At 55.0% G+C, this 26,814-nt stretch carries 26 protein-coding genes; 9 read left to right on the top strand and 17 right to left on the bottom strand.

Going from position 1 to position 26,814, the window contains the following annotated elements; genetic code table 11:
• Window positions 1-15: 15 nt before the first annotated feature.
• Genes INT19_RS03215 through INT19_RS03225 form a run of 3 tightly spaced genes read right to left on the bottom strand, consistent with a single transcriptional unit; the run spans window position 16 to window position 3,400 of the window.
• A complete protein-coding gene (locus INT19_RS03215) occupies window positions 16-1,077 on the bottom strand; it encodes a response regulator (protein ID WP_193059696.1) in 1,062 nt (353 codons plus the stop codon).
• A complete protein-coding gene (locus INT19_RS03220) occupies window positions 1,074-2,870 on the bottom strand; it encodes a sensor histidine kinase (protein WP_193059697.1) in 1,797 nt (598 codons plus the stop codon). Before INT19_RS03220 ends, INT19_RS03215 begins: the two co-directional genes overlap by 4 nt.
• Window positions 2,867-3,400, bottom strand: coding sequence for a molybdopterin-dependent oxidoreductase (locus tag INT19_RS03225; RefSeq protein ID WP_193059698.1), 534 nt, complete (start codon window positions 3,398-3,400; stop codon window positions 2,867-2,869). Before INT19_RS03225 ends, INT19_RS03220 begins: the two co-directional genes overlap by 4 nt.
• Window positions 3,401-3,600: 200 nt before the next feature.
• On the opposite strand from INT19_RS03225, the gene INT19_RS03230 reads away from it, so the two are divergent.
• From INT19_RS03230 to INT19_RS03245, 4 genes are all read left to right on the top strand, one after another.
• Window positions 3,601-4,590: a hypothetical protein gene (locus tag INT19_RS03230; RefSeq protein ID WP_172422634.1), complete on the top strand. Its 990-nt coding sequence runs from the start codon at window positions 3,601-3,603 to the stop codon at window positions 4,588-4,590.
• Between the two features lie 70 nt (window positions 4,591-4,660).
• Window positions 4,661-5,308, top strand: coding sequence for a hypothetical protein (locus INT19_RS03235; protein ID WP_193059699.1), 648 nt, complete (start codon window positions 4,661-4,663; stop codon window positions 5,306-5,308).
• 36 nt (window positions 5,309-5,344) lie between these two features.
• Window positions 5,345-6,316, top strand: a complete 972-nt coding sequence (locus tag INT19_RS03240; RefSeq protein WP_193059700.1) for a hypothetical protein — start codon at window positions 5,345-5,347, stop codon at window positions 6,314-6,316.
• 138 nt (window positions 6,317-6,454) lie between these two features.
• Window positions 6,455-6,958, top strand: a complete 504-nt coding sequence (locus tag INT19_RS03245; RefSeq protein ID WP_193059701.1) for a hypothetical protein — start codon at window positions 6,455-6,457, stop codon at window positions 6,956-6,958.
• A gap of 91 nt (window positions 6,959-7,049) precedes the next feature.
• Here INT19_RS03245 and speB read toward each other — a convergent pair whose 3' ends face one another.
• Window positions 7,050-7,967, bottom strand: coding sequence for an agmatinase (gene speB / locus INT19_RS03250; protein WP_193059715.1), 918 nt, complete (start codon window positions 7,965-7,967; stop codon window positions 7,050-7,052).
• Window positions 7,968-8,125: 158 nt separating this feature from the next.
• On the opposite strand from speB, the gene INT19_RS03255 reads away from it, so the two are divergent.
• Entirely contained in the window at window positions 8,126-9,064 is a 939-nt protein-coding gene (locus tag INT19_RS03255; RefSeq protein ID WP_193059702.1) for a LysR family transcriptional regulator, read from the top strand.
• 153 nt (window positions 9,065-9,217) lie between these two features.
• Window positions 9,218-9,889 carry a response regulator gene (locus INT19_RS03260; RefSeq protein WP_089040527.1) on the top strand — a complete coding sequence of 224 codons (672 nt, stop codon included), beginning with the start codon at window positions 9,218-9,220 and terminating at the stop codon, window positions 9,887-9,889.
• Here the strand turns inward: INT19_RS03260 and INT19_RS03265 are convergent.
• Genes INT19_RS03265 through pedF form a run of 7 tightly spaced genes read right to left on the bottom strand, consistent with a single transcriptional unit; the run spans window position 9,879 to window position 19,099 of the window.
• Entirely contained in the window at window positions 9,879-12,065 is a 2,187-nt protein-coding gene (locus INT19_RS03265; protein ID WP_193059703.1) for an insulinase family protein, read from the bottom strand. The genes INT19_RS03260 and INT19_RS03265 overlap by 11 nt on opposite strands.
• Window positions 12,058-13,755: a PAS domain-containing hybrid sensor histidine kinase/response regulator gene (locus INT19_RS03270; protein ID WP_193059704.1), complete on the bottom strand. Its 1,698-nt coding sequence runs from the start codon at window positions 13,753-13,755 to the stop codon at window positions 12,058-12,060. Before INT19_RS03270 ends, INT19_RS03265 begins: the two co-directional genes overlap by 8 nt.
• On the bottom strand, window positions 13,752-14,915 hold the full coding sequence (gene ercA, locus INT19_RS03275; RefSeq protein ID WP_125752196.1) for an alcohol dehydrogenase-like regulatory protein ErcA: 1,164 nt from the start codon (window positions 14,913-14,915) through the stop codon (window positions 13,752-13,754). Before ercA ends, INT19_RS03270 begins: the two co-directional genes overlap by 4 nt.
• A gap of 59 nt (window positions 14,916-14,974) precedes the next feature.
• Window positions 14,975-16,795: an alpha/beta hydrolase family protein gene (locus INT19_RS03280; protein ID WP_193059705.1), complete on the bottom strand. Its 1,821-nt coding sequence runs from the start codon at window positions 16,793-16,795 to the stop codon at window positions 14,975-14,977.
• Window positions 16,796-16,806: 11 nt separating this feature from the next.
• On the bottom strand, window positions 16,807-17,751 hold the full coding sequence (locus tag INT19_RS03285) for a quinoprotein relay system zinc metallohydrolase 1 (protein ID WP_193059706.1): 945 nt from the start codon (window positions 17,749-17,751) through the stop codon (window positions 16,807-16,809).
• Window positions 17,748-18,587: a quinoprotein dehydrogenase-associated SoxYZ-like carrier gene (locus tag INT19_RS03290; RefSeq protein WP_193059707.1), complete on the bottom strand. Its 840-nt coding sequence runs from the start codon at window positions 18,585-18,587 to the stop codon at window positions 17,748-17,750. Before INT19_RS03290 ends, INT19_RS03285 begins: the two co-directional genes overlap by 4 nt.
• 20 nt (window positions 18,588-18,607) lie before the next feature.
• Entirely contained in the window at window positions 18,608-19,099 is a 492-nt protein-coding gene (pedF, locus tag INT19_RS03295; protein ID WP_051626379.1) for a cytochrome c-550 PedF, read from the bottom strand.
• Between the two features lie 261 nt (window positions 19,100-19,360).
• Here pedF and INT19_RS03300 point away from each other — a divergent pair, with 261 nt between their 5' ends.
• From INT19_RS03300 to INT19_RS03310, 3 genes are all read left to right on the top strand, one after another.
• On the top strand, window positions 19,361-21,262 hold the full coding sequence (locus tag INT19_RS03300; protein WP_226912491.1) for a methanol/ethanol family PQQ-dependent dehydrogenase: 1,902 nt from the start codon (window positions 19,361-19,363) through the stop codon (window positions 21,260-21,262).
• A gap of 72 nt (window positions 21,263-21,334) precedes the next feature.
• Window positions 21,335-22,021 carry a pentapeptide repeat-containing protein gene (locus INT19_RS03305; protein ID WP_193059708.1) on the top strand — a complete coding sequence of 229 codons (687 nt, stop codon included), beginning with the start codon at window positions 21,335-21,337 and terminating at the stop codon, window positions 22,019-22,021.
• Between the two features lie 7 nt (window positions 22,022-22,028).
• The gene (locus INT19_RS03310; protein WP_193059709.1) at window positions 22,029-22,625 is read left to right on the top strand and encodes a rhodanese-like domain-containing protein; all 597 of its coding nucleotides are present in this window, start codon (window positions 22,029-22,031) and stop codon (window positions 22,623-22,625) included.
• Window positions 22,626-22,687: 62 nt separating this feature from the next.
• Here the strand turns inward: INT19_RS03310 and pqqE are convergent, their stop codons facing one another.
• From pqqE to INT19_RS19340, 6 genes are all read right to left on the bottom strand, one after another.
• Window positions 22,688-23,896: a pyrroloquinoline quinone biosynthesis protein PqqE gene (gene pqqE, locus INT19_RS03315; RefSeq protein ID WP_193059710.1), complete on the bottom strand. Its 1,209-nt coding sequence runs from the start codon at window positions 23,894-23,896 to the stop codon at window positions 22,688-22,690.
• The gene (pqqD, locus tag INT19_RS03320) at window positions 23,889-24,191 is read right to left on the bottom strand and encodes a pyrroloquinoline quinone biosynthesis peptide chaperone PqqD (protein WP_038478876.1); all 303 of its coding nucleotides are present in this window, start codon (window positions 24,189-24,191) and stop codon (window positions 23,889-23,891) included. The genes pqqE and pqqD overlap by 8 nt, the downstream gene beginning before the upstream one ends.
• Window positions 24,192-24,222: 31 nt before the next feature.
• Window positions 24,223-25,011: a pyrroloquinoline-quinone synthase PqqC gene (gene pqqC / locus INT19_RS03325; protein WP_193059711.1), complete on the bottom strand. Its 789-nt coding sequence runs from the start codon at window positions 25,009-25,011 to the stop codon at window positions 24,223-24,225.
• A gap of 329 nt (window positions 25,012-25,340) precedes the next feature.
• Window positions 25,341-26,264: a pyrroloquinoline quinone biosynthesis protein PqqB gene (gene pqqB / locus INT19_RS03330; protein ID WP_193059712.1), complete on the bottom strand. Its 924-nt coding sequence runs from the start codon at window positions 26,262-26,264 to the stop codon at window positions 25,341-25,343.
• A gap of 111 nt (window positions 26,265-26,375) precedes the next feature.
• Window positions 26,376-26,447 (bottom strand): pyrroloquinoline quinone precursor peptide PqqA, encoded by a 72-nt coding sequence (pqqA, locus tag INT19_RS03335; RefSeq protein ID WP_009722990.1) that lies wholly within the window; start codon window positions 26,445-26,447, stop codon window positions 26,376-26,378.
• 133 nt (window positions 26,448-26,580) lie between these two features.
• A partial coding sequence (locus tag INT19_RS19340; protein ID WP_226924462.1) for a hypothetical protein occupies window positions 26,581-26,814 on the bottom strand: 234 nt, incomplete at its 5' end.

Consider the following 26,814-nt stretch of genomic DNA (forward strand, 5'->3'; position numbering starts at 1 on the left):
TTCAATACGCTGACCTTAACGTTGAATAGATAGACTCATTGAGCCGGCCAGAATCACCGCGATCAATTCCGCCTGCCGCCGAGTGTCGGTTTTTTGGAACAGGTTGCGTAAGTGGAAGGCCACCGTTGTCGAGGAAACGCCCAACAGCTCGGCAATATCTTCCTTGCGTTGCCCCTCGGCTAAGTGTGTGGCGATAGTCGCTTCGGTGGGGGTGAACCCGAATAGCTCGGCAAGCAGTGGCTCCGGTAGTTGGACGCGCTGATTCGGGTCAATCAGCATGACAGCTACCGCGGGGCTATCAGCGTTTGCCGCACCGTTGGCGAGTGAGCAGATAAACAGCATCAGGTCGCTGTGCCCGCCCAAGCGGGAAAGGCGTAGGCAATCAGTGCTTTCAGCACTAAGCCGATTGGCGGCTAGGCTTCTGCGCACGGCTTGATGTAGTTGTTGGCTGGACGTGTCGCTAATGCCTTCCAGGCTAGGAATGCCGCTTAATGGCGGCTTGTCGAGGTTTAGCCTTAAGGCCGCTCGGTTGGTCAACAGTGGCTGGCCGCGGTTATCCAACAGCACCACACCGGCGGCCATCAGGTCGAGTGCACTCTTGGCTGCAGCAAAGGCGTGCTCACTGATTTCACTGCGTAAGTGGTGGATACCTTGGCGCAAATGGTCGAGCTCTCGCGTGCTTTTGGCGCGCATACGGCTTACCTGTCGCAGTCGCGCTTCTAGCGTGGCCAGCAGCAGATCGTAGTCAATCGGTTTAACCAGATAATCGTCGGCACCCAGGCGTTTGCCTTCGATAATGTCAAAACGGTCTGAAAGCGCGGTCAAAAAGATAAACGGTGTATCCGCAAGTTCTGGGAATTCATTTCGCACCTGCTGTAGCAGGTTATAGCCGTTCAGGCGCGGCATGGTGATATCGCACAGAATTACATCGGGCATCGCCTTCAAATGTGCCAGCGCTTCCTCTCCGTCGCTAGCTTCCACAACGCGGTAGCCCGCCTCGCGCAGCTCGTCGCATAAATCGCGGCGCAGCTCTTCATGATCTTCAGCACATAGCACCAACGGCGCACGTTCATTCATCGTGCTAACTCCTTATCAACTTGAGTACCGCATTGATCTGCCTGTGTCTGTACTTGGGGCAGGGTGAGTTGGAAGGTAGTCGTCTCAGATGTTGAACGGAGCAATGTCAGCTCGCCCTGTTGAATATGTGCCAGCGTGCGGGCAATGTTGAGTCCTAGCCCAAGCCCTTGCTGGCCGGTGCTATTGGCACCACGATAGAAACGTTCAAAGATATGCGACTGCTCGGCATCAGGAATGGCATCTCCCTGATTACTGACACGACAGTAAGCCCCGTTTGCATCACGTGATAGTTCGACATTGATGGGGCTTCCCAGGCGTGAATATTTGCAGGCGTTGGTCAGCAAGTTATCAATAATGTGTTCGGTTAGCGCTTTGTCACAGCTTACCTGCAACGTTTTTAATCCCGGCGGAATCTCCACGTTAATGAGTAGCCGAGTAGTGCCGAGCGCTTCCTGATGTAAGTGGCATGCCTTTCTGACCAGCTTAATCAGGTCGTGGGGCTGTTGATGGCTACTTACCTGCCCCGCGTCTAGCTGTGCAGTCAGCAGCGAGGCATCAACCAATTCAGTCATATGGGCGACGGTATCACGCAAGCGTTGATAGCGGGCAGCCCGCTCTTCTGCCGAGTAGCCCGAGTGGTGGCGCATCAAGCGCTGCAGGCCTGAATCAATCACTGCCAGTGAGGTGCGAAACTGATGGGACACCATGGCAGCGAAGCTACGGTAGAAATCACTTATGCCTCGCTCACGCTCCAGGGCGTTTTCCAAGGCAATCGCTGTTGCTTTATAAGAGGTAATGTCAGCAAGGCGCATGACGTGTCCACCGGATTGCGTTCTGCGCAACGTCAACTGTCGCCACTCGCCGCCAGCAAGTTCGATATCGCATTGTGCGCTGGCTTGGTGAAGAGGCAGTACTGCCGACGTGCTAACGCAGGTTTGGCAGAGCTTCGTTACAACATCATGTAAGGGAGAGCCAGGAGAGAAGATGCATTCTGTCTCAGGGAGTAACTGCGCTAAACGCGCGTTGATTAACTGTAACTGCCCGGTGGCATCAAAGGCCGCAAAGCCATCAGGCGCTGTGTTTATTGAATCTGCCAGCCTGCGACGCTGATCTTCCAGATCCTGAGTGCGAGCGCTGACGACGTCTTCCAAGTGATCAAGGTGCTGGGTAAGCGCTTCTTGTGCCTGCCGGCGTTTGCTAAGCGCCCATAGCAATAACAGGGCTAACAGTAGGCCAGTGACCAGTATGCCCACGGCTGAGTAAATCACCTGCATTAGGCTATCGCGATAGTCGTCCAGCCGCTCACCGGTAGCTTCCCACTCTTCCATCATGACCGCATTGGCCATGCGGTTTAATGTGGTAAGCAGCGGCTGAATATTGCGGTACATATCGTCAGAGGGTAGTTCGTCCAGCAAGAATAGCGGTAGCAGGCTGTCAATGTGCGCTAACTGCTCAAGGGTGTCATCCAGTAGCGGTTCAAAGCCTAAGGCTTGAATATAACGACGCTGGGGGCCTTGATCCATAAGGATTAGGCGGCTGTAGAGCACATCTAGGCGTTGTTCTGGCTGAGCATCAGTATGCCCCATGGCATGGCGATGTACCGCTTCCTGCAGGCGATGGCTTGCTAACTGGGACTGAGTGATCACCCACAGCATGTTCTCATCAACGTTGCTGCGCATATCTTTCTCGACCCCAGACAGGCGTAGCAGAGAGAAAAATAAAAGAGTGATGAACAGGCCAATGGCCACCAGCGGCAACCAGTAAATACGTGCCCGAGCCGGAAAACGGATCATTCCACGGTCAGCCCGTTAAGTTGCCACACCCAGCGGTAGTCGTAGCGGATATCTTGCAGCTCTGGATGATCGTTGCGCGGATAGACAATCCATAGCGGTCCCTTATCGCGAGGGGTTAGTGCTTCGCCATTCATATGGGTGGCAGCCAGCACATCATATTGATAGAAGTCGTTCAGTGGAATTTCAACAATATAGTCATTCAGCGCGGTAGCAATGACCTGTTCACCGTCGGCGCCTACCCATTCCAGCAGGTCGCGCAATAGAAAGCCCTCAAAGTAGCTAACGCCGTCGGAGACCGACGTCTCTGTGGCGAGCGTATAGGAATTTAGCGAGCTAAGCATTAGTGCGTCGAACTGGGCGCTATTGTCGATATTGGTGTGGCTGATTGCTCCGTCAATGGTCAGCAGCACTGGCCCAGAGGGGGGAGGCAGCAGGCGTTCTATCGCCGCTGAATGATGGCTATCGGCGTACAGCATTGAAGGAGCGAGTATGGCAGCCAGCAAACTTGATAAAAAATAGAGTAGGGGCATGGGAGCACTCGCCATCGCTTGGTTAATGTTTCTTATTAGAGAGCTGCTTTATTCATTCACCTTAGCAAAGTGTTGACGCAATAACATGCCGTCACCACGTTAACCCTCTTCAAACGAAGGGGGCGCCACTGCTGTGCATGTTTTAACGTTATTGATGACGACACGTTATTTAACGTCTTCACTAATAGAGATACATGCTTATGTGGGATTTTCGGCTTGGTCAGGCCATTGGCCTGATGCTCAGAACGTTACCTTTTATTATCTTTCGCTTAGTGGTCTATTTTGGCGTTGCGCTGGCCTATGTACTGATGACGGGCGTTGGCGCTGGTGTCGGCTGGGGCGTTGGCGGCTTTGGTGACGAAGGTTTTCGCGCGGCTTCAACTTTTTGGGGTGGTGCCATTGGTTTTGGGATTGTTGGTGCGGTGATGTATGTGCTGCGTGAGTACCTCTTGTATGTCGTTAAAGCAGGGCATATTGCGGTATTGGTCGAGTTGTTGGCGGGGCAGTCGCTACCCGAAGGACGTGGACAAATTCAGCATGCCAGCCAGGTGGTTAAGCAGCGGTTCGGCCAGGCTAGTGCCCTGTTTGTGGTGGATCAATTGATCAAGGGAGTACTCAGGTCACTGGTTGGCATCGTCAGGACAGTGTTTCGGATTCTGCCAATTCCAGGGGCGCAGCAGTTTTTACGCATTGTGCAAGCCTTTTTACGTGTTGCCATAGGCTTTATCGATGAAGTGATTCTGGCGTATTGCATCCGGACGCGGTCAACCAATACATGGGCAAGCTCGCGAGATGCGTTAGTACTTTATGGGCAGAACCTAAAGCCAATGATGAAGAATGCCGCCTGGCTAACATTAATCATCTATCTGCTGTCGTTCTTGGTCTTTCTGGTAATGCTGGCACCGGCTGCGCTGGTAGCGTATCTGATTCCTGGAGGCTGGTCAGCGACGGGCCTATTGATTGCTCTGTTGTTTGCCTGGAGCGTTAAAGCGGCGGTATTCGAGCCGCTGGCTGTGACCTGCATGATGCAGGTCTACTTCAACGTCATCGAAGGCCAAACCCCAGACCCTGAATGGGAAGCTAAACTGGATGGTATGTCAAAAAAATTCCGTGAGTTAAAACAGAAAGTTGCCTCTGAGCAAACAACACAAACAAATGAAGCGAGCGCATTCGATAGGGGGCAGGCATAAGAAAGTAGCGTCAGATAAATCGTAAAACGGCTTCGAAATAACCAACAATATCTACTAAGAGGGAAGAGGCATGAAATCTAATATTATCTTGTCGACACATCGTCTCAAGGCTGTTGCACTGGCTAGCGTCCTAATGCTTCCAGCCGCACAAAGCGTATTAGCGGATGAGGTCGTTGAACAGATCGAGCTAGGTCTTGAGCTCTATCAAGAGCAAGAGTACGGCGCGGCAATTACCGAGTTGGAATTTGCTATTGAAGACATGCGCAAGATGATGTCAGGCCTGATTGCCCAAACGTTCCCTGATGCACCAGATGGTTGGACGGCACATGAAGCGTCCTCCGGTAGCGCAGGAGGGGGAGCCGCTGCCATGTTTGGCGCTGGTGGTACGTCGCTTGAGCGCACTTATCAACAAGATGACGGCGATGGTCAGATAACCGCGAGCATGATGCTTGATAGCCCGCTGATACAAAGCATGGGGGCAATGTTTAATAATCCGGCAATGATCGCCGCGCAGCCTAATATGGAGCGTGTTCGTTTAGGGCGTGAAGCGGCAGTGGTGAAGTGGGAGCCTGAACGCTCCCGTGCAGAAGTGACGCTATTACTCGATGGTCGAATTATGATGCAGGTGAAGGGTGAAAACCTGGAATCCCAGGATGTCGCCGTCGACTTAATGCGTGACTGGGATCTTGCCGCTGTGCGTGAGCAAAGTGCTCGTTAACGTCGCCGCTCTGAGCGATTGAGTGAGGAGAGCTGAATGTTGAGTCTGCGTCCTTTGGCTTTTTGTGCTGCATTTGGTGCCTGTGGTGTTGTCTATGGCGGTGAAATGGCGGCAGATCAACGGCTGGAAAAAGCCGCCTCGCTGGAGGATGTCGCGGCGGTTTTTATTCCAGAAGACACATGGCAGCGCCAGAAGGCGGCGGCGTTAGAGGAGCAACTGCGTGAGGCGCTAACCGATAATGGCGGCAGCGACAGTGTGTTCTTGGCCGACGCTGATATTGGCCCATTGGGTAAGGCGCTGCTGGTAGTGCTCAACGAAGAGCCTGTGCTTCCACACGTCCGCTATCGGCTACGCTATGCTCAGGCCAATGTGACCCCTGAGTTGAGTTCGCCACTGATAGCTGAACTGGTCGAGATTTCGCGTTTTAACCTTGGGCCGTCGCGTCGCGCCGAGCTTATCGAGATATATGGCGAGAAGCAGGTGGCTCCTGCTGCAGAATTTGGTCAGACGCCGGACGTTGCTTGGCGGCTGGTTACTCGACCTATTATGGGGCAGGTTGCAGGTCTCGTTCATGTGGCCCGACGCGAGCTGTCACAACAGCACGATGCTGACTGCTTCGAGTTTTCTTGTCGTGACGTCGACTCGCTCAACGAAGCAGTGCGTGATTGGCCAGAATTCGAGCCGATCGAGCCTCTGTTCGACCAGGGGCCGCTGGAGCTATCGGTGCTACAGGTAGGCCTAGAGAAGCTGAGCCTACGCGATGAGCAGGGTCACGCTGGCTGGCGTATCCCAGAGTGGCCGGAAAGTGTTGCAGCAGGGGAACCCTTTATTGAGGTTTATATAGAAAGGGGGCTGGGGCAGGACGACGCATTAGACCTCGTCATTCACCACGACCAGTTGATGGATGATCATACCCGTGCGCTCTGGGAGCGGCTGATTGTCCTCGGTGCAGGCGATACTGCGCTAATGTTCTCTACCAGTGATCAACAGCCCTGGCCGAGACAGTAATCTGCTGAATTTTATAATAAAAGAAGCAGTGCGCTAGCTGTGCACTAAGGCGAACTCACCCCGTTTCAGCCAGCATAATAACCAGCAATAAAATCAGTGGCGCCGAATTAGACAAGTGATTAAACAGGAGAAAAATAAATGATAAATCCACAGCGATACGTGAGCGGTGCACTGTTACTGGGTGGGCTTATGTGGGTGGGCGGGCACGCCGTTGCCGATGAGATCAGCGGCACGCTAGATGGAGAGTCTAAGGAGTGGCATGTCGTTACGCACTCGGAAGGTTCTACGGCTAATTTTTCTGAGCTGATGCCGGGCATGATGAATGTCACTGTCCAAGGGCATCGAGAACCGCGATTTGAAACCCAGGGCACGCTTAGCATTAGCTTTATAGTGATGAATGGCAACGCGGGTGCTGCCTCAGTGAGCTATTTTCCTGAAAGTGGAATGTTGCCCCATTACGGCACAGAACAAGATGTGCCCATTGATATAGAGCTGCTGGATGTCGATGGTGACACTGGCCGAGTAAAAGGGCGTGTTGCAACGTCGCTTGCCTATTTGGCGTCTATGTCAGACGACTATGATCACAGCAATACCATGGATATTGATGTGTCTTTTGATGCGACGTTGGTGCGTGAAGAGTAATGATCAGCAGGAGCCGTCTACTGCTCAACTACTTCTCAACCTTGTTCCGCCTCAACACTGTGAGTGAAGAGGCGGCAACGTGAAGCGAGATTTACACGCTTAACCTTTCAACACGCTTAGACGCGGCCAGCGTATATAAAAACTCTAGCCCTAACGTGGCTGCGGCGAGTGATGTGATATCGCCATGGTCGTAAGCGGGGTTTACTTCAACAACATCCATGCCTATTAACGGCATGCCGACCATGCCACGGATCACTTTTAGCATCAGGTCGGTAGACATACCGCCACATACCGGTGTCCCGGTGCCTGGCGCGTAGGCAGGGTCTAAGCCATCAATGTCCAGGCTGATATAAGCTGGATGATGGCCAACACGGGCACGAATGCGTTCCAGTACGGCGGCAGGGCCGTGATCATTTACCCAGTCTGCATCCAGCACTTCATAAGGGTGGTTATGACGATCATAGCTGGTGCGAATACCAATTTGCAGCGAGTGCTCAGGCACTACCAAGCCCTCTTTTAGGGCATGGTGGAAAATAGTGCCATGGTCAAAGCGCGTGCCTTGCTCGTAGGTGTCGGTGTGGGCATCAAAATGAATCAGTGCCAGTGGGCCATGCACCCGAGCATGAGCGCGTAGCAGGGGCAGGCTGATATAGTGGTCGCCGCCCAGTGTCAGCATTTTTTTATCGGCTTTTAGCCACCGCAATGCGTGGGTCTCAAGGTTATCGACTAGGCTTTCCGGCTCACCGTAGGCGTAGTCCAGATTGCCCGCGTCACATACCCGCAGCCGCTCTTCCAGGGCGAAGTCCCAAGGCCAGCGTTTGCCTTCCCAGATCAGGTTAGCAGTGCTTTGACGAATGGCGTTTGGCCCCATGCGGGTGCCTGATCGTCCTGAACACGCTAGATCAAAGGGCACACCGCTGACCACGACCTCAGCATCGGTCGTTTTAGGATCCGTGGCCTTCGGCACGCCCATAAAGGTAGAGATAACATCACCAAACAGGCTTGGCATGATCTGAGATGGGGTCACCGAGCGTGTACTCCTATGGCGTGCAGTAGAAATAAAACAGGGGGATAGGGCTTGAAGTAGCGCGACGATAAGGAATTTTTAGCGATGAATGAAATGAATGTTTAGAATGAAACCATTCGTTGGATAAATAGTGAGGCGCTATGCGTTCGCTTCGTCATTTTGATTTGAATCTTCTGCTGGTATTTGAAGCGCTAATGCGTGAGCGTCACGTGACACGAGCAGCGGAAAAGCTACATTTAAGCCAGCCCGCCCTTAGTCATGCCTTAAAACGGCTGCGGGACGCGTTGGATGACCCATTATTAATACGTACCAACAATGGTCTACAGCCAACGCCTCGTGCGCTGGCGCTGTTGCCAGTCGTGCAGCAGGCACTGGCCATGTTGCAGGAAGGCCTCGCCCCGCCGATCAACTTCTTACCCTCCACCAGCGAGCGGCATTTCACCCTGGCCACCACGGATTATTTTGAAGAGGTGATGTATCCGGCGTTTCTTAGCCAATTGCTGGCTTACGCGCCGGATATCAGCTTTTCCATTGAGCTGATCACCCCCAACGTACTGAGTGAAGGGCTGGAACAGCGCCAAGTGGATATGGTGGTCGGGCTGGATAGCCAAAGTGTGCTGCCCAGTGGTGTCATACAGCATCTTTGGATGGATGAGGAGTTGGTTTGCTTGGCTGCGACTGACAATGAGCGCGTAGGTGATGCACTGAATATTCAGCAGTTTGCCTGTGAGTCCCATGTGGCACTGTCTGATATCAGCGGTTTAAGACCCAGTAATATCGATAATTGTTTAGTGCAGCACGACTTAAACCGCCGAGTGATTTCAAAGAACTTAAATTATATTGCGGCAGCGCGGGTCGTTGCGCTCACTGATGCGATCATGACGTTGCCACGCCAAATGGCCGAGCGATTTATCACCATGCTGCCGGTGCGGATCGTCGCGCCGCCTAAAGAGTTACCTGCCCTTAATATGACGCTGATTCAGCATGGGCTGCATGCCAACGATCCTGCCCTCATTTGGTTGACGCAATCGCTGATCGAATTCGCTAGCACCTTTAAGCAGAAAGCCGCTGAGCAGTAGCCGGGCTCCGCTTGGTGGTGGGAAGTTGCTTCACTAAAGGCGGATGACTCCGTAGTGGTGATTTAGTCGAGGTGACTTAGTCGAGATGACTTAGTAGAGTGTTATAAAAGACACAGTAAGCGGGATTTAGCTAAACTACAGGCAACCATAATAATGACAGCGACATATAAACTCCTGATTGCCGACGATCATCCCCTGGTGCGCGATGCCATGGCGCGAGTGATCCGTGAAGCTTACGCAGATGCTGAGGTTATCGAAGTAGAAGACTTTGATTCGGCCCTCGCCCATGCCCAGCAAGATCCTGATCTTGATTTGATATTGCTAGATTTAAATATGCCCGGCATGAACGGGTTAACAGGGCTTTTGCAGTTGCGTAATGAGCAGCCTACGATTCCGGTGGTGATCGTGTCTGCGGAAGAGGATAAGCAGATTATTCTGCAGGCAGTCTCTTGTGGTGCGGCGGGGTTTATCACCAAGTCACTGCCCCGTGATCAAATGCGCCACGCCATTGCCCAGGTGTTGGAAGGCAATATCTTTCTACCTGCCGATGCCATGCGCGCACCGGACAGTATCCGCAAGCGTCGCCATCAGGACCAAGGGTTTACCGCGGAACAACTGCGCCTGCTGACCCGCAAGCAGCTACAAGTGTTGGAGCATATGACGCGCGGTGAATCTAACAAGATGATTGCCTATCACCTTAATATTGCAGAAACCACGGTGAAAGCCCACGTGTCAGCGATCTTGCGCAAGCTGGGTGTGACTAGCCGAGTACAGGCGATTTTATCAGCCAACGATATCGATTTTTCCCAGTTCCTCAATCGCTGACAAAATAGTGGCCAGCGCTATCCAGCCAGTGGGTTTGCCAGTGGCCCAAGGTGTTTATCTGAGAAAGTAAATTGGTAAGTGCCTGTGAATCGATGCGTTGTTGTCCAAGGCGATGCAGTGGCTGATGGGTACCTGCCAAGAGACTTTGCCACTGAAGAGTCAGCGCTGCGAGTGGCGTTTCAGGCGGTGTTAGCGTTGGCAGTTGCGCCTGCAGAACGCTATCAGACTCTTGCCAGAGGGCGTCGGTGATCGACCGTAGTTTTTCCTCTATCGGCTTCCTCCCTGCCGAGCCCGCGTCTTTGCTGACTTGCCCTGCATTGCTCGCTTGCACGACATAGCCAAGTGAGCAGGGCGCGCCGTCGCCCCTGCGAACCGCTGCTACATACCCCAAGTGATGGTCATAGCGTGCCTGCTGAAAAAAAGCCGCGCTGTGATGCTGCTCCGCAAGTGCTAAGAGTAATCGTTGGCTGGGGGTGCCCGGTAGGCTTAGTGTCCGCATGATGGCGGTACTGGTCGGTAGGCTAGCAGGGGGAGGCTGCTCCGCGCGTATTGCGACGTGGCTCGCCAGGTTTGCTAGCGCGTGGCAAACGGCAGCGGCGCCTGTGCTATGGGAAACCCACACCGCAGGCGTGGCAGGCAATGGTGTTAAGCGCTGTATCAACTGCTGAGCCTGCAGCCCTTGTTGAGCCTTAGAAACAGCCAGTACGGCATCTTCCAACAGCGCTACCATGGCGTGGTTGGCTTGACTACCCACCGTTATCACCCAACTGCCGTGGGGCGAGTTCTCTTGCTTGAAGACAATAGCCTGAAGCGCCAGCCGCTGAGCTGTGAGCGGACTGGATACGATGATCGCCTCGGGCACAAAGCAGGCCGCCCAGGCAGTGGTGACAAGTGCCGCAAAATCATCGTTAACACCGTACAGCCCGCACCAGTGCTGCACGGCGGGGTAAGCCGCTGGTTGTCTATCAAAAGCGGGTGGTGAGGGCGATGGAGACGCGTTATCTAATAGCCAACGGGCATTGTTAGCGGCAAACGGGCTTGCGTCTGGCTGATGTTCAGAGGGCTGCGCAGTAAAGCGACGAGCTAGCGCTTGGTGGCGGGCGTGTGCAAACCAAGCCGGGGCCAACTGCACCGTATCAGCGGGTGGCTGCCAACGGTTGTTATGATCGTTAGGTATTGTGCCGAGCAGGGCTGCTAAGCGCTCACTTAGGGCTGCCGCAAGGGCTTTCACCTGCTCCTGTGTCGCAGTGCCGCTTAGCGTCAAGCTAAAGGCGTCTGTCGTCCCACTAGGGGCCAGCGTTGCGCGGTAGTCGGTAATCGAGCCAGGTAACTGCTCCACTAGGAAGCCTTGATTTAACCGATCAGCAGTGTCGCCAAGGGCGGTAAGTTGATGACGAGCGACGGCCGAAGGCAGCGGCCACAGTAGCTCAATGGCGTTGCCCGTCCTGGCTATCTTCGCGTGTGGCAGGCGGCTCCAACGGGACGTAATGGCAAGCGAAGGAGCGCTGGGTGTGGGTGGGCTAAACAGCGTTGCCATGCGTTTTACCAGGCGGGTCATCGTTTCCGTGGCCCAAGGGCTAATAATGGCGATGCTAACGCGGCCGTCGTGGTAGTGATCGCGGTGAAACGCGGTGAGCGCATCAAGTAATAGTGCCGTGTCGCTGCCTAGGGTTTGCGCGTTACCGTGACGGCAGTCTGCACCAATATGCTGTGAATCGCTGAGCGTGGCGATGGCCGACAGCCGTTGCATTGCCGAACTGTGCTGGCGGGCCTGCCACTCGGCGTCGATGGCGGCGACTTCGGCACAAATGACGGATGGCGAAAACGCAGGCCTGGCGAGCTGGCTGGCAACAGTGAGCGCCGCTGCTTCTAGGGTCTCTGCTGGTATCGAGAAATGTACATCGGTGACGTAGTCATCGGTATGGGCGTTCAGGCTGCCTTGGTGTTGGGAAAACCAAGTAAGTAGGCTGATGTTAGAAAACGCTTCCAACGGCGCGGTAGTGAGCACGTGCTCGAGCAGATGAGCCAGCCCTGGCAGGGTGCGCGGCTCATCCAAATAGCCCGCCGCAATGGCGATACTAACGTGAGCGCGGGTTAAGTGGGGCGCCTGGGCCAGCACTCCCTGCGCCCCGTTAGGCAGGGAGATACAGGTTTGTTGGAAACTTAGGCTAGCCATTGAGCAGGCTACGCAGCAACGCGCGCAGTTTGCCGGGGCGAACGGGTTTGTTTAACTGCGGCACGCTGGCATGACGCAGGCGGCGCTGCCAGTGGTCAGAGCGGTCGGCGCTGAGAATAGCGGCTGGCAGATGCGGGTCGTGCCAGTGCTGGCGAAGTTGGCGAATAGCCTCCAGGCCAGTCATATTGTCATCTAAGTGCAGGTCGACCAGTAGCATATCCGGTGCTTCCTGGCAGGCTTTAGCGGTATCGATATCCAGGGCAGTATCGCAACTGATCTGCCATTCAGTTAACAGCAGCGCCATGCCTTGCAAAATTGTTGGCTCATTATCCAGGATCAGCACGCGAAGACCTTCAAACTCATCGTCAGCGGAGGGCGGCGCGCTGGGAGCGGGGGCTTGGCTAAAGGAAATACCGCCGGCACGCGGCACCGTAACAGCAAAACAGGAGCCTTGGCCGGGTGCAGAACGCACAGTGAGCGGATGCTCAAGGCGCTGGCTAATCCGTTCTACAATGGCAAGCCCCAGGCCAACGCCCTGGCGGTCCCGCGCACGGGTAGCGTTAAGTTGGTGAAACTCGCGAAAAATAAGCTGGTAGTCACTTTCGGGAATACCAATACCGCTATCGACAACCTGCACGGCTAGGCTGTCGTCGCCATGACGGCGGACACCCAGGCAGATACCGCCACGCTGGGTATAGCGGCAGGCGTTAGCAAGAAAGTTGCGCACAATGCGGCTGAGTAGATAAGGGTCGCTGGTCACCGCTTGATGAGAAGGCACGTAGCGCAGCGTTAGTCCTTTACGTTGCGCCACCGGGGAAAATTCATCAACCAGATTGCTGAGGATATCGTCGAGTTTAAAGTGGCGTAGTTGTGGCTGTACCTGGCCGTGATCCAGCCGTGAAATATCCAACAGATCGGAAAGAATCGCTTCGGCGCCTTCCAATGAGTTTTGCACACTCTCAATCAAAGCCAGGTTCTCGCTGTCGGTCAGTCGCTCCTGTAGCGAGGCCACCAATAAGCGTGCAGCGTTCATGGGTTGTAGCAGGTCATGGCTAGCGGCGGCTAGGTAGCGGTCTTTACTTTGGTTAGCAAACTCTGCGGCATCGCGAGCGCTTCTAAGCTCCTCGTTGAGCCGTTCAAGCGCTTGGGTGCGGTCAACTACCCGTGCTTCCAAGTGGGTGTTGAGGGTTTCTAAATGCTGGCGAGCGCGCTCACGCTCGGTAATATCCGCCACAAAGCCTTCGATCAGGTCTTCGTCCCCGGCAAGCTCGGCGGGCTTACGTATTAGTGTAATTGCCACGGGTACCTGATGCCCGGATGCACCTTGCAACCAGGTGGTTTGGCCCGTTACGTGGCCTTGCGCGAGCAGCAGGTCGCGCAGTTGTTGCCCTGTAGATGCATTAACAAACAGTGCGTCAAAGCGCGCGCAGCGCTCGAGTGTATGCACCACGCTACTATCATCAAGCATGGCGGCAAGCGCCGGGTTAGCGGCGCGCAGTTTGCCGGACAGCGATGCTTGAAAAATACCGTGCAGCGCGTTTTCGAACAGCCATTTGTAGCGGTTGCGCTCCACCTCAAGCTCTTCTAAGCGTACGGAAAGCTCGCGATAGTAGCTTTTACGCGCCGACTGCTGGCCAAGCCCGAGTAGGTCGCTGACCGAAAAGCCCGAGGGATCGCTGGCTTTTTTCATAGTGCCTCTTCGTAAACCACCGCCACGTCTCTTGAGCTGGAACGGCGTGGATTGGTCAGGATGCAGGGATCACCTAACGCATGGTTAGTGAGAAAAGGCACGTCGCTGCGTGAGACGCCCATCACGCCAAGGGTTCCGCCCAGGCCAACGGCATGTTTTAAGTCGACTAAGTACTGAAACAGCGCTTTTTTGATCTGCTGCTGTGACAACCCCCGACAGTCGATACCCACGGCCTCGGCAACCCGCTTAAAGCGGTCTGGGGCGGCTTCGTAGTTATAAGCCACCACGTGCTCTAGCAGCATGGCATTGCATAAGCCGTGGGGTAAATCCAGGAAGCCGCCTAAACTATGCGACATTGCGTGTACCGCGCCCAAAATGGCGTTTGAAAACGCCAGCCCCGCTTGCATACTGCCCAACATTACTTGGGCACGCAGCTCGCCGTCGGCTGGGTTCGCCACCAGTGCCTCAAGATGGCTACTGATTAAGCGCATGGCTTCTAAGGCATGAGCATCGGTAAGCGGGCCACTACCGGTTGAAACAAACGCTTCGATGGCATGCACCAGCGCGTCGACCCCGGTACACGCGGTGAGATAGGGCGACATGGTCATAGTGACTTCAGGGTCGATCAGCGACACATCAGGCACTACGGCTTTGCTGATGATTGAGAATTTCATGCGTCGCTGCTGGTCGGAAATAATCGCAAACTGGGAAATATCCGCCGAAGTACCCGCTGTTGAGGGAATAAAAATTAGCGGCGGAATGGGCACGCGAATCGTATCCACACCTTCGAAATCAAGAATGTGGCCACCGTGGGCGGTGACAATGCCAATCCCTTTGGCGCAGTCCATGGGGCTGCCGCCGCCCACTGCCACAATTGCTTTGCAGCCGGTTTCACGGTAGACCTCGGCACCGGCCATAATCTCATCGACCCGCGGGTTAGGTGATACGGCGGTAAAGCGCTCAACGGCAATATTGGCTTCCAACAGCTTGGCTTCAATATCGGCGACCCAGCCTGCTAACAGCACGCCGGGATCGGAGACCAGGAGTACCTTTTCTGCCCCGAATGTCGTGGCGTAGTTGCCCGCTGCGTGGCGTGCCCCGTCGCCAAAAATAATTTCAGGAGCGACAAACTTACGAAGTTGTGTGAGCGGCGAAGTCATGGGGCGGTCTCGTTTATCGTTGTTAACCATTATCTTAAGCACCTTCAGGGATTGTTGCGCTACGACCTTGGTGCTGTCGTTAGGTGGCTAGATTGATAAAAGGCTAGCTCGCGGGCCAGCATGGTTTGGCGAGCTTTGGGGTGGCGAATGCCGTGGTATTCGTTATCAAACAGCAGTGTTTGTGCCTCGCCACCGTGGAGTTCGATATGCCGCGCCATGGCATGAGTTTGCTCTGGCACCACGATGGCGTCTTTGCCACCCTGAATAAACAGTGCCCGTAATGGTCGCTGGCAACGGGTGACGTGGTAGCTAGGGCTGCGCTGGGCGAGCAGGGTCTCGTCTCCGATTAGCCAGCCCAGGTAGCCGGATTCAAAGCGGTGTGTTTTTGCCGCTAGCGTTAATGCATCGGTTACCCCGTACAGGCTAGTGGCCGCAGCAAACAGCGGCGTGGCCGCCAAGGCATTAAGGGCGGTAAACCCGCCAGCGCTTTGGCCACGAATAAAGCAGCGCGCTGTATCGATCGCAAAGCGTGCGCAGGCGGCGTTGACCAAGGCGATGACATCGTCAGTATCGCTGATGCCCCACCGGCCGGCTAAACATTCGCGGTAGCGGCGGCCAAAGTTGCCGCTGCCCCGTGGGTTGATATCCAATACGTGAAAGCCCTGCTGTTGCCAATAGGCTACTAGCGGGTCATAAATAGGGTAGGCGGCGGCGGTGGGCCCGCCATGAACGCGCACAATCAGCGGCGCAGCACGGTTGGCTAAGGCTGAGTAGAAAAAGCCGTGAACCGTTTCGCCTTCGTTGCCAACAGGGGTTTCCAGCCATTGTGCGGTGGCGGAATTTTCAGTCACTAGGTTTTGCGTTACGTTACCCTCGACCTTACCTACTAGACAGTTACGCGAGCCATTTTTGTTGAAGCGTATAAGCTGGGCGCCGCTGGTAGCGCTTTGCACAATGGCGTAGTCACCGTGCCTTGCTAGTGTGATGCTTGCCACGCGGCCGGGGTCTGGTAGCAGTACTTCAACCTGCTCGCCGCAACGGCGATAAAGCTGAGCTGCCCCCTGGTACAGTTGGCAGTAAACCTGCCGATTGTCTCGCCATAGGTGCTGGCGCTCACCCAACTGCCACGGTGTGGTGATGTGGTCCACCGGGGCATTGCTCAGGCACACAGGGGTAGCCAGGTTTACCTGCCAGGGTTGCCACCAGCCAGCGTGATCGCTCATGCAGACCAGCGCGTTGTGGGGGCCAAACTGTGGCTGGCTAATCGCTGCGCCGAAATCCCAATGCTCCAGTATTTCAAGCTGACCTGTGCTGGTCACCCGCGCGAGATGTAGCTGGCTGCGTTGCCAAGGCATGTGCGGCAGCGACCAACTGACCCAGGCGAGGTAGTTGCCATCATCGCTTAATACCGCTGCGCCATAGAAGTCAGCGCCTTCAACCAACACTTGCCTGTTATCGCCCATTCTGCTGCTGTTAGTAATGGCGACCAGCCGTTGACCTTGTTGATCCTCTTCTACCGCAATCATTCGCTGACGTTTAGAGTCGGCGCACAGCCCACCGTAGGCTGTTTGTGGGCGCTGTTGCCAGCAGTAGCTTGCACCGTGGCGGTCGAGCTGCATGATGGCTTGATCGTGCTGGCGCACCCATACGACGCCCCCTAGCAGGGGCGTGTAGCTGCCGCCGCCGTACTGGTTCACGCGGCTACCCAGCGCCTCTTCTATTACACAGCGCGGCGTCTCGTTGCTGTCGGCGCGCCACTGCCAAAGTTGCATGCCGCCCGTTTGCGGGCAACGAGCGAGCCAATAAATAGATTGGGCGTCGCTGTGTAACTCGGCCAAGGTGTCAGTAGGTTCGGCAGCATCTGCCAGGGTAAGCAGCATAGATGTGCTCCTTAGTGTGGGGCGCCCCACAGCAACCGTGCTTCGTAGTGTGGGTAAAGCTGCATTACGCTGCGGGTGAACTCATATTCGCTGAGTGCCATGGTGCTAAACATGCTGGGAATTTCAACGGCCAAGGCATGATTGGCACCTAGCCCTTCGCTAGCCACATCACTGAGACGTTGGTCCAGCCATTCCAGGTAATGCGTGGTTTGGCCAATGATCGTTTCGGGCGGCGCACTGGGGCCATGACCCGGTACTGCGATACTGGCGTTGAGCGCGCGCAGATCATTCAGTTCTTCCAGCCACTGTTGCAGTCTTGGGCTGTGAGCAGTGGCAGCAGCACGTCGGTAGAACCCCATGTCGCCCAAAAACAGCACGTCGGTGGCATGATCCATAATCACTAGGTCTCCACCGCTATGGCCGCTCATGGCGAAAAGCGTGAGCGGGTAGTTGCCAAGGGTTATCTCGCCGGCCTCGATCACGTTGGGTAGGGCAATAGGCAAGCGCTCCAAGCTGCGTCCGGTTAGTCGCTCTACGTTATCGATCAGTGCGTCCCGGTCGCGGGCCATCAACGTACGAGTGCTGGCTAAGGTGAGGTGCTGTGCCTCGTCGAAGGCGGCATTACCAAAAAAGTGGTCAGGGTGGTGATGGGTATTCAACACCCAGCGAACGGGTTGAGCGGTGTGCTGAGCAATGAGTGTTTTGAGTGCTTCGCCAAAGTGTGGGCTGCTGCCGCTGTCGATAAGGATGACACCACTGGGCGTAGCAATAAACGCTTGGTTGCCTATATGGCCGCAGTTGCTGGTGGAGAGCTCCTCTTTTACACCTTCCACCATCCAGGTGTTTTCCGCGATCGATTGGGCGGTTAGCGGACGTTCGCAGAACATCACCGGTTCGCTGGCTGCCAGCGGCGTGATCAGCAGTGTACTGAAGGTGGCCAGAAAACCAGCTTTCATGGCTGCAGACCAATAGAAAAGCGGTTGCCGTTGTTATCCCGCGCGCCAATCACATAACCGCCTGGAGAGGGGCGCATATGCAGCCCTAAGGTGGGGTTGGCGCTCACTGATGCATCGATATCCAGGGCGGCCACTTGCTGGCCCTGCTGATCCAACAGTTCAAACGACTGCACATAAAAGGCGGGCTGGCTGGGGATTAAGCCGCTGTCCATGGGGTGAGAAAGGCGCACCCGCAGGCGCTGTTCGTCCTCATTGGCAAACAGCCGACCCTGGAGCTCGCCGAAGGTGGTTTCCCAGTCGGTGTCAGCGCTGGCAATACCGGGGGTGGTGCAGCCACCGCCTTCCGCTTCAATGTAGGTGCCACCCACATGCCAGGTATCCCCCTGTTTCACTGCTACACGCACCGCGGAGGCTTGTTCCAAGCGAATATTTAACGATAGCTTGGCTATGCCATGGCTCATAGGTGAGTAGTGGAACAGGCGGGGAATCGGGTTGAGGTCCACCCAGGCAATAATGTCAGTGATTGGCTCGCCGCTGGCTTCTAAGGCGCTGGCATCTAGCGCAATGGGTACTTGTCCTGAGTCTTCGGCGAACCCCGGCGCTCTAACGGTGACGCGCTCATCAAACACCACGGGGGCATCGCCCAGAAAGCGCTCGCGGTACACAGGCCACATAAAGGAGTTAAGCGGATCCTGTTCAGCCGTGCTCGCTGTGGCCAATGCGGTGGTCGGCAGCGCGAGCAGTAGCCAGCAAAGCACGGCGAGTGCGGGGGTAAGGGGTGCGGCGAACGTCGCGGCGAGCCGTTGTAACGTGATGATGGAGGTTAGGGTTGCCATGGTGCCTCCCAGCGTTGGGATTATTGTCCAGTCGTTTCCATACTTACCGTTTCTAACCATGTGCGAATGGCCCACAGCCCTTCTTGGCTAACGTAATCGGACATGCGCGGCATTAGCACACGGCCGTTGCGCTCGGCGCCATTGGTGACTAGCTCTTTGAACCACTCATCGCCCCATGCGCCGTTTTCCAACTCGCGCAGGTCGGGAGCGATGCCGCCGGATTTCGCTTCTAGTCCGTGGCAAGCGGCACAGTTGCTGTTGTAAGCGCGGGCACCAATATCGATGGCGAGCTCTTGCTGGGGATGATCCCGGTAGGGGTTCTCTTCCCGCCATTCGTCGCCTAAGCGCTCGAGGTCTTTAATATCAACGGCTTGAGGGGTCACGCTGCCGTGAGACCAGGCCAGCGGCGAAGCCAGCAACGCGGCAAGGGCGATAGCACCCACTTGGCTGCTGAGGCGTAAGGGCAGTTTTGCGGAGGTTGTTTTTGTCAGTACGGTTTTTGTAATAGTCATGGGAAATGCTCCTCAAAGGATCAATGTATCGTCACTTGAGTGAGCTTAGGCAGGCAGGCCTTCCGAACCTATAGCACCTTAGGCATCGCTAGGCTCCTCCTTTGGAAGTAGTGCTAAATCAGGATGAGAACGCGACTGGAGGGGTAGATTGGTTTGTTATCTGAGCTTCTAAGCTGGACTTAGTCTTGCTGGCACCACGCAAGCAGCAGCTTGGCCGCTTTGCAGCCATTGCATTGTGATCATTACTCGGATGGAAAACCCATGACAGACGCTATCAATAACAACACGTCAGCCCGCAAAATTTCGTGGCCCTTTCGCCTGCGTACACTCACCGCCGCCGTTGCTTACGCTTCTGCCTTAGGCGTCGGGGGCATTGCGCTGACAGCCCACGCCAGCGAGGTGACCTGGGACGATATTCTCAATGACCATAACAACACTGAAACGGTGTTGATGTACGGCATGGGCGTGAAAGCACAGCGCTATAGCCCGCTTAATCAAATTAACGCAGATAACGTCGAGATGCTGACCCCAGCGTGGTCTCACTCGTTTGGCGATGAAATGCAGCGTGGCCAGGAGTCTCAGGCGCTGATTCATGAAGGCGTTATTTATGTCACTGGCTCCTATTCACGTATTTTTGCTATTGATGCGCGCACTGGCCAGCGGCTGTGGTCATACAACCATCGCCTGCCCAGCGATATTCGCCCCTGCTGTGACGTAGTGAACCGCGGTGCGGCCATTTACGGCGATAAGGTATTCTTCGGCACGCTGGATGCTGGCATCGTGGCGCTGAACAAAGACACCGGTGAGGTGGTGTGGCGCGAGCGCTTTGGTGACCACCGCGCGGGCTACACCATGACCGGTGCGCCAACGATTGTAGAAGATAGCGAAACAGGTCGCGTGTTGCTGATTCATGGCTCTTCGGGAGATGAGTTCGGCATTGTGGGTAAGCTGTATGCCCGTGACCCTGATACCGGTGAAGAGATTTGGATGCGGCCCTTTGTTGAAGGCCATATGGGGCGTCTGAACGGTGAAGAGAGTACCCCAACGGGTGATGCTAGCGCGCCCTCCTGGCCCGATGACCCAGACAGCGAAACCGGCAAAGTACAAGCCTGGAGCCAAGGTGGCGGTGCGCCGTGGCAGAGCGCCAGTTTCGACCCTGATACCAATACCATCATCATTGGTGCCGGTAATCCTGCTCCCTGGAATGGCTGGGCACGCACCTCGGAAGACGGCGACCCGTCTGACTACGACAGCCTTTACACCTCTGGCCAGCTAGGGATCGACCCTTCGACTGGCGAAGTGAAGTGGTTCTATCAGCACACGCCCAACGACACCTGGGACTTCTCAGGCAATAACGAAATCGTCTTGTTTGAGTACGAAGATGAGAATGGCCGAACGGTGAATGCAGGAGCCCACGCTGACCGTAATGGCTTCTTCTATGTCACTGACCGCACCAACGGCGAGCTCATCAACGCCTTCCCGTTTGTCGATAACATTACCTGGGCTACCCATATTGACCTGGAAACTGGTCGCCCGGTTGAGGCTGAAGGCCAGCGCCCACCGCGCTTGGAAGAGGGACAAACCCGTTCTGAGCCTGTTGAAGTTTCACCACCTTTCCTTGGTGGTAAAAACTGGAACCCAATGGCTTACAGCGAAGACACAGGCCTGTTCTACGTACCGGGTAACCACTGGAAAGAAGATTACTGGACCGAGGAAGTTGAGTACGTGGAAGGCGCAGCTTACCTGGGTATGGGCTTCCGCATTAAGCGTATGTACGACGACCACGTCGGTATTCTACGCGCTGTTGATCCGGTCACCGGTGAGTACGCTTGGGAGCATAAAGAGCCTATGCCGCTGTGGGCAGGCGTGCTAGCTACCCACGGTGATCTGGTGTTTACCGGTACTGGCGATGGTTACTTAAAAGCATTCCATGCAGAAACCGGTGAAGAGCTTTGGAAGTTCCAGGTAGGTACCGGCATCATTTCACCACCGGTTACTTGGGAGATGGACGGTGAACAGTACATTGGTGTTACCGCAGGTTATGGCGGCGCGGTTCCGCTATGGGGCGGTGATATGGCTGAACTGACGCGGCCGATTGCTCAGGGCGGTTCGTTCTGGGTCTTTAAGCTGCCGTCTTTCGTTCAAGATTTGGCTAACCGTTAAGTTATCGACCCCTCTTGGGCGGCTTTTGCCGCCCTTTTTTGAATAACGTTAACGGTAATGGAGAGAATAACAATGATAACTCGCAATGCTCTGCCTTTATGGAGCCGTCAAGCAACGGCGGTTTTTCTCTGCCTTAGCGCGATAGGCAGCGTTGTAGCCGACGATTATGTTGAAGCGTATCAACCGCCAGTGCATAACGGCTGTGAGTTGGTGCCAGGTACTCAGTGCGCCAATATGGATTTATCCGGCGGCGACTTTTCCAATCTTGACCTACAGGGTGCTAACTTTGCGGGCAGTAACCTAGAAGGCTCGGATTTCCGCCACAGCAACCTACGCAGCGTTGATTTTGAAGGGGCATCGCTGAGACATGCCAACCTCAATCGTGCACGCATGCCCAACACGCATTTACGCGGCGCCGATCTTTCCCATGCCAGTTTGGTTGGATTGGATAGCTGGAGTATTTATGCCCAGGGCGCGACATTTGATTATGCCGATTTGACCGGCGCTAACCTTGAGTTTGCCCGGCTTTCCGGGGCCAGCATGCAAGGAGCAACGTTGATGGGCAGTAATCTGGAAATGGCCTGGATGAATAAGGTCAACCTGATCGGTGCGGACCTGCGCGATGCTAATCTGCAAGAAGCAAAAATGAACATCACGCGGCTCAATGATGCTGATATGACCGGTGCACGCATCCACTACGGCAACTTCCAAATGGCCCAAATGGAGGGTTGTACCGCCTGCCCGTTTGATTGGGAGTAATGTCACCATGTCGACACAACCTTCGGCGTACTCTGTGCGCCGCTATATGCTCTGTGTGGTGTGGGCAGCGGGTGTATTCAGTGGAGCGGTACACGCTGAAGCGCCCACCGCGACATTTAACCAAGAAGGCTATCGTTTGCCGCCTTTTAAAGCGCCTGTTACCGCACCGCTTCCAGGGGTGACCACGTTAGATGACCATGCTTTTCAAGCGCTGCTGGCGTCACCGCCAGTGATTCTGGTGGATGTCTACGCGCTGCCCTGGCATAACGGTCTTTTTCTTCAGGACAGTGCGCACTTAACGATTCCAGGCAGTATTTGGCTGCCTAATGTGGGCGCAGCTAGTTTGGAAGAGGAGTGGATTGATTATTTCACCACAGCACTGGATGCGCAGCGTAAGCACGCTGAAGCCGCGCCGCTAGTGTTCTTCTGCCGTGCTGACTGCTGGCTTTCCTGGAACGCTGCACGGCGCGCTGAGGCAATGGGCTATGAAGAGCTCTATTGGTACCCAAATGGGGTGGATGGCTGGCAAGCGAGTGGACATTCGTTAGCAGCCGTTTGCCCGCAGCTGCCCGCTCATGCTGAGCGAGCTACCTGCGAGCCTTAATCGGTTTGTTGCTGATAGCCAGGTTGATTACTAATCAATAGATTTATTACGGATAAACAGGCTTATTGCCGGTAAATCAGCTCAAGTGGTTGGCGGGGCGAAGGCGCTGCCAAGCCATTCTGTCTCAAGCCGCTTTGAATTTCAGCCTGACCCTGCAACTGCTTTGACTGGCGGGCATTGCGGGGAATCAGCGTCGCTTGATCGGGTGTGTTATGGCTGTTTTCTGCGATTAGGCTCTCTAACAACCCATGCTGGGGAGAGTGCTGGCACACCGGGTCGGTGGCGTTCATATCACCGGTTAATAAATAGGCTTGGCAGCGGCAGCCGCCATGGTCTTTGTCGCGGTCGTCGCACTGTTGGCAGAGCGTAGGCATCCACTGGGTGCCGCGAAAACGGTTGAACGCATCGCTTTGGTACCAAATGTCCTGCAGCGACGTCTCTTTGACGTTCGGAAATGCCATCGGTAGCTCCCTGGCGCTGTGACAGGGCAACACGGCGCCATCTGGGGCAACGGTCATAAAGATACTGCCCCAACCACCCATGCACGCTTTAGGCGCTTGCTCAAAGTAGTCCGGCACCACAAATAGTAATGACATATCGCGGCCACGTGCCGCGAGTGTTTCACGCCAGCGATTGGTTTCCGCCTCGGCGCGTACCAGCTGTTCACGGGTAGGCATCAACGCCTGGCGGTTCAAAAACGCCCAGCCGTAATACTGGCAGTTGGCCAGTTCAACCGCATCCGCGCCTAGCTCATCGCAGAGGGCAATCAGGTCGCCAATTTGATCGATATTGTGCCGATGCAAGACCACGTTTAATACCATGGGGTAGCCAGCGGCCTTGACCGCTTTGGCCATGGCTAGCTTGTTGGCGTGGGCCTTGGTAGAGCCTGCCAGCGCTTGAGCAAGTTCGGGGTCGGCGGCTTGCAGGCTAATCTGGATATGATCCAGGCCCGCTTCTGCCAGGGCGTCTACCCGCTGGGCAGTGAGGCCCACGCCGGAGGTCAGCAGGTTGGTGTAAAAGCCTAGCTGGCGTGCTTCGCTTACCAGCGCTTCCAGGTCTTGACGAATCAGCGGTTCGCCGCCGGAAAAGCCAAGCTGTGCCGCCCCCATCGCCCTGGCTTGGCGCAGCACGCTAAACCACGCGTCGGTATCCAGCTCGTTTTGGTAACGGGTAAATTCCAACGGGTTAGAGCAGTAAGCGCACTGCAGTGGGCAGCGGTAGGTGAGTTCCGCCAGCAGCCATAAGGGCGGTGAGGTCGTTTTATTAACCACAATGAACCTCCTTCACGGCTAGCCAGCCGTTACCGCGGGCTTCCTCGATAAACTGCACGACATCGTCTGCTAAGGACTCCGCGCCTGGGTAGCGCTGCTGTAGGGTGGCGATAATATCGGCGATGGAGTGATGGCCATCAACCTGCTCAAGAATCGCACCGGCAGTCGCGCTGAGCTTGACCATGCCTTCGGGATAAAGAATGACGTGGCAGCCCTGAATGGCTTCCCACTGTAAGCGCCAACCGCGTCGCAGCTGGTAAATATCTTGATGTGATATGACGAGTTGCTGTGACATGGTGAATTCCCCAACGCTAGTCGATCATTGCCTAGTAAAGTGACTGCTCAAGCCCACGGTGATACACCGCTTCGCGGGTGACGGTGTGGTAAGGCGGGCGGTCTAACTGATAGGCCATGGTCATGGCATCCAACATGCTCCATAGCACATCGAGCTTAAATTGCAGAATATCCAGCGCGCGCTGCTGCAGCGCCACCGTGGTACATACGCCTAAAGCGATTTCCAGGCCGTGCTCGACGTCTCGGCGGGCTTCGCTGAGCCGCTTCCGAAAATAGCGATAGCCTTGCTCGTTAATCCACGGGTAGTGCTGAGGCCAGGTGACCAGGCGGTTTTGGTGGGCAAGCGGCGCAAATAGCTCGGTAAGCGATGAGATCGCCGCTTCCTGCCAGGGGGCTCGGGCGACAAAGTGGCGGTAGGCATCCACCGCAAAGCGCACCCCGGGTAGCACACGCTCCTGGGAAAGCAGTGTATGACGGTGTAGCCCTACGGCTTCACCTAGGGCTAACCAGGCCTCAATCCCGCCTTCATCTCCGGCGTGGCCATCATGGTCAAGCAGGCGCTGCACCCATCGCCTGCGGGTAGCAGCATCTGGGCAGTTGGCCAGCAGCGCGGCGTCTTTTTGGGGAATCATCAACTGGTAGTAAAAGCGATTAGCCACCCAGCCTTGCAGTTGTTCCTGGGTAAGCTCGCCGTTGGCCATCGCCTGTTGAAAGGGGTGATTAAGATGGTAGTACTGCCCTTTACCCATTAGCGTTTCACGAAACGCCTCCCGACTGAGCGGGGTGGCAGAAGCACTGGGCGTTATCGCTGTCATCGCCATAGTCGATTTCCTGGTTATTTTTGTAATATCTAATGTATATATTGCTGATTTAAATGGCTTTTATTTTTAGCCATTTTTTATGCATAGAATTTATTTAATGAAACAGGTTATTTGGTTATAGCTCGCTCTGTTTGAATTATTTTATAAAGTTATATGCTTATTTTGGTTTAATTTTGTCAGGACCTGTTTTTGCACCTTTTATCGACCTACTATCTTTTAAATTCTACTAACCTAGTGCTTTTTTAATCTAAGATTTAGGTCTGGATGTTAATAGATTAATACTCAATAATTCTAAGATAAGAGAGTGTTTAAGGTCTGTGAACGTCGACCTAAAACGTCAGTTTCATTCCGTCGTAAGCTGTTTCGATGCCTGCGGCCTGCAATGTTTTCGCTGCATCGCTAGCGCCGTCCAAAATCGGGTTGGTGTTGTTGATATGAATCAAAATACGCTGCGTGCTGCTGGGTAGCTCGTTCAATAGCGCACACATACCGCTGCTGCCATTGAGCGCGAGGTGACCCATCTGTTGGCCTGTGGAGGTGCCCACGCCAAGTGCCTGCATTTCGTCGTCTTCCCACAGGGTGCCATCCACCATCACTACATCTGCGGCGTTTAAGAAACGCATGGCCAGCGGTGTCGGGTTGCCAAGCCCAGGGGCGTAGCACAGCGATTTGCCACTGCGACGGTCAACAATATATAGCCCTAAATTATCGCCACAGGAGGGCGCGCCGCGCCGTGGTGAGTAGGGCGGGGCATTGCTGTGTAGTGCAAAGGCGGTGAGCGCGATATCTGGCAGAAAGGGAATCGAAAACTCGACAACTTCCTGATGATCTTCCAACTCAATCGGCTGCCAGCGTAGTCCGCCCCAGTGTTCCAGCATCGGGAATAGCGGAAAACCAGTCGATAAATCGCGATGCACATTAGGCGTGCACCACACCTCTAACGGGCAGCCTTCTCTTAGGGAGAGTAGCCCGGTGACGTGGTCGATTTGGGCATCTACCAGTAGCACGCCACGAATACCGCTACCACGCAGATCACTTGGCCATAATTCCGGGTTGGTATTGAGCTGAGCGCGAATATCTGGGGACGCATTGCATAGCAACCACTGCTTGCCATCCACGCTTAACGCAATCGATGATTGAGTGCGAGGTTGATGATTGGCACTGCCCAGGCGAGCGTGGTAGCAGTTAGGGCAGTTGCAATTCCATTGGGGAAAGCCGCCGCCTGCGGCAGCCCCAAGAACTAAAATCTGCATAGACTGACCTCCTACGTGAGTGCTGTGGATGTGCTATGAATCCCGGGTGAAAGCCCCTACCTGATATAAACCCAATAAGGCAGGTAGGGGCCGCGGTTCAGTCGCTAGCGATTAGCGGGTAGAGATATACAGCGTTACTTCAAAGCCAAGGCGCATGTCCTGATACGTCGGTTTAGTCCACATAAGTGACTCTCCTGCGTTGTTAAGCATGTTGTTGTGAGTGTCGTTACAAACGTCGTGACAAATGTCGTTATAAGTACTGTTGTGGGCGTTTTTGGAGGTTAATCATTATTGCCATACCCACTACTTCAGTTAATCATGGGTAGGACGAATTGAATGCGGTACTTTGGAAGTAGTTTTCTCTAACTTTTGGTGGGGAATCGTTGTTAAAAAGGGTAGTGTTGTAGTTAAACAACCCAATTGAATCGAAGGTTGAATAGTAACTGGCGGTCGCCGCGTTAGATCCTAAACTGCTATCTGGCGCGACGACGCATGTCAGTAATAATCCTGAATCCGTGAGACCGGCCCCCGGAAGCACTTCTAACCCACT

Source organism: Halomonas sp. 3A7M (assembly GCF_014897875.1).
Lineage (GTDB): Bacteria > Pseudomonadota > Gammaproteobacteria > Pseudomonadales > Halomonadaceae > Vreelandella.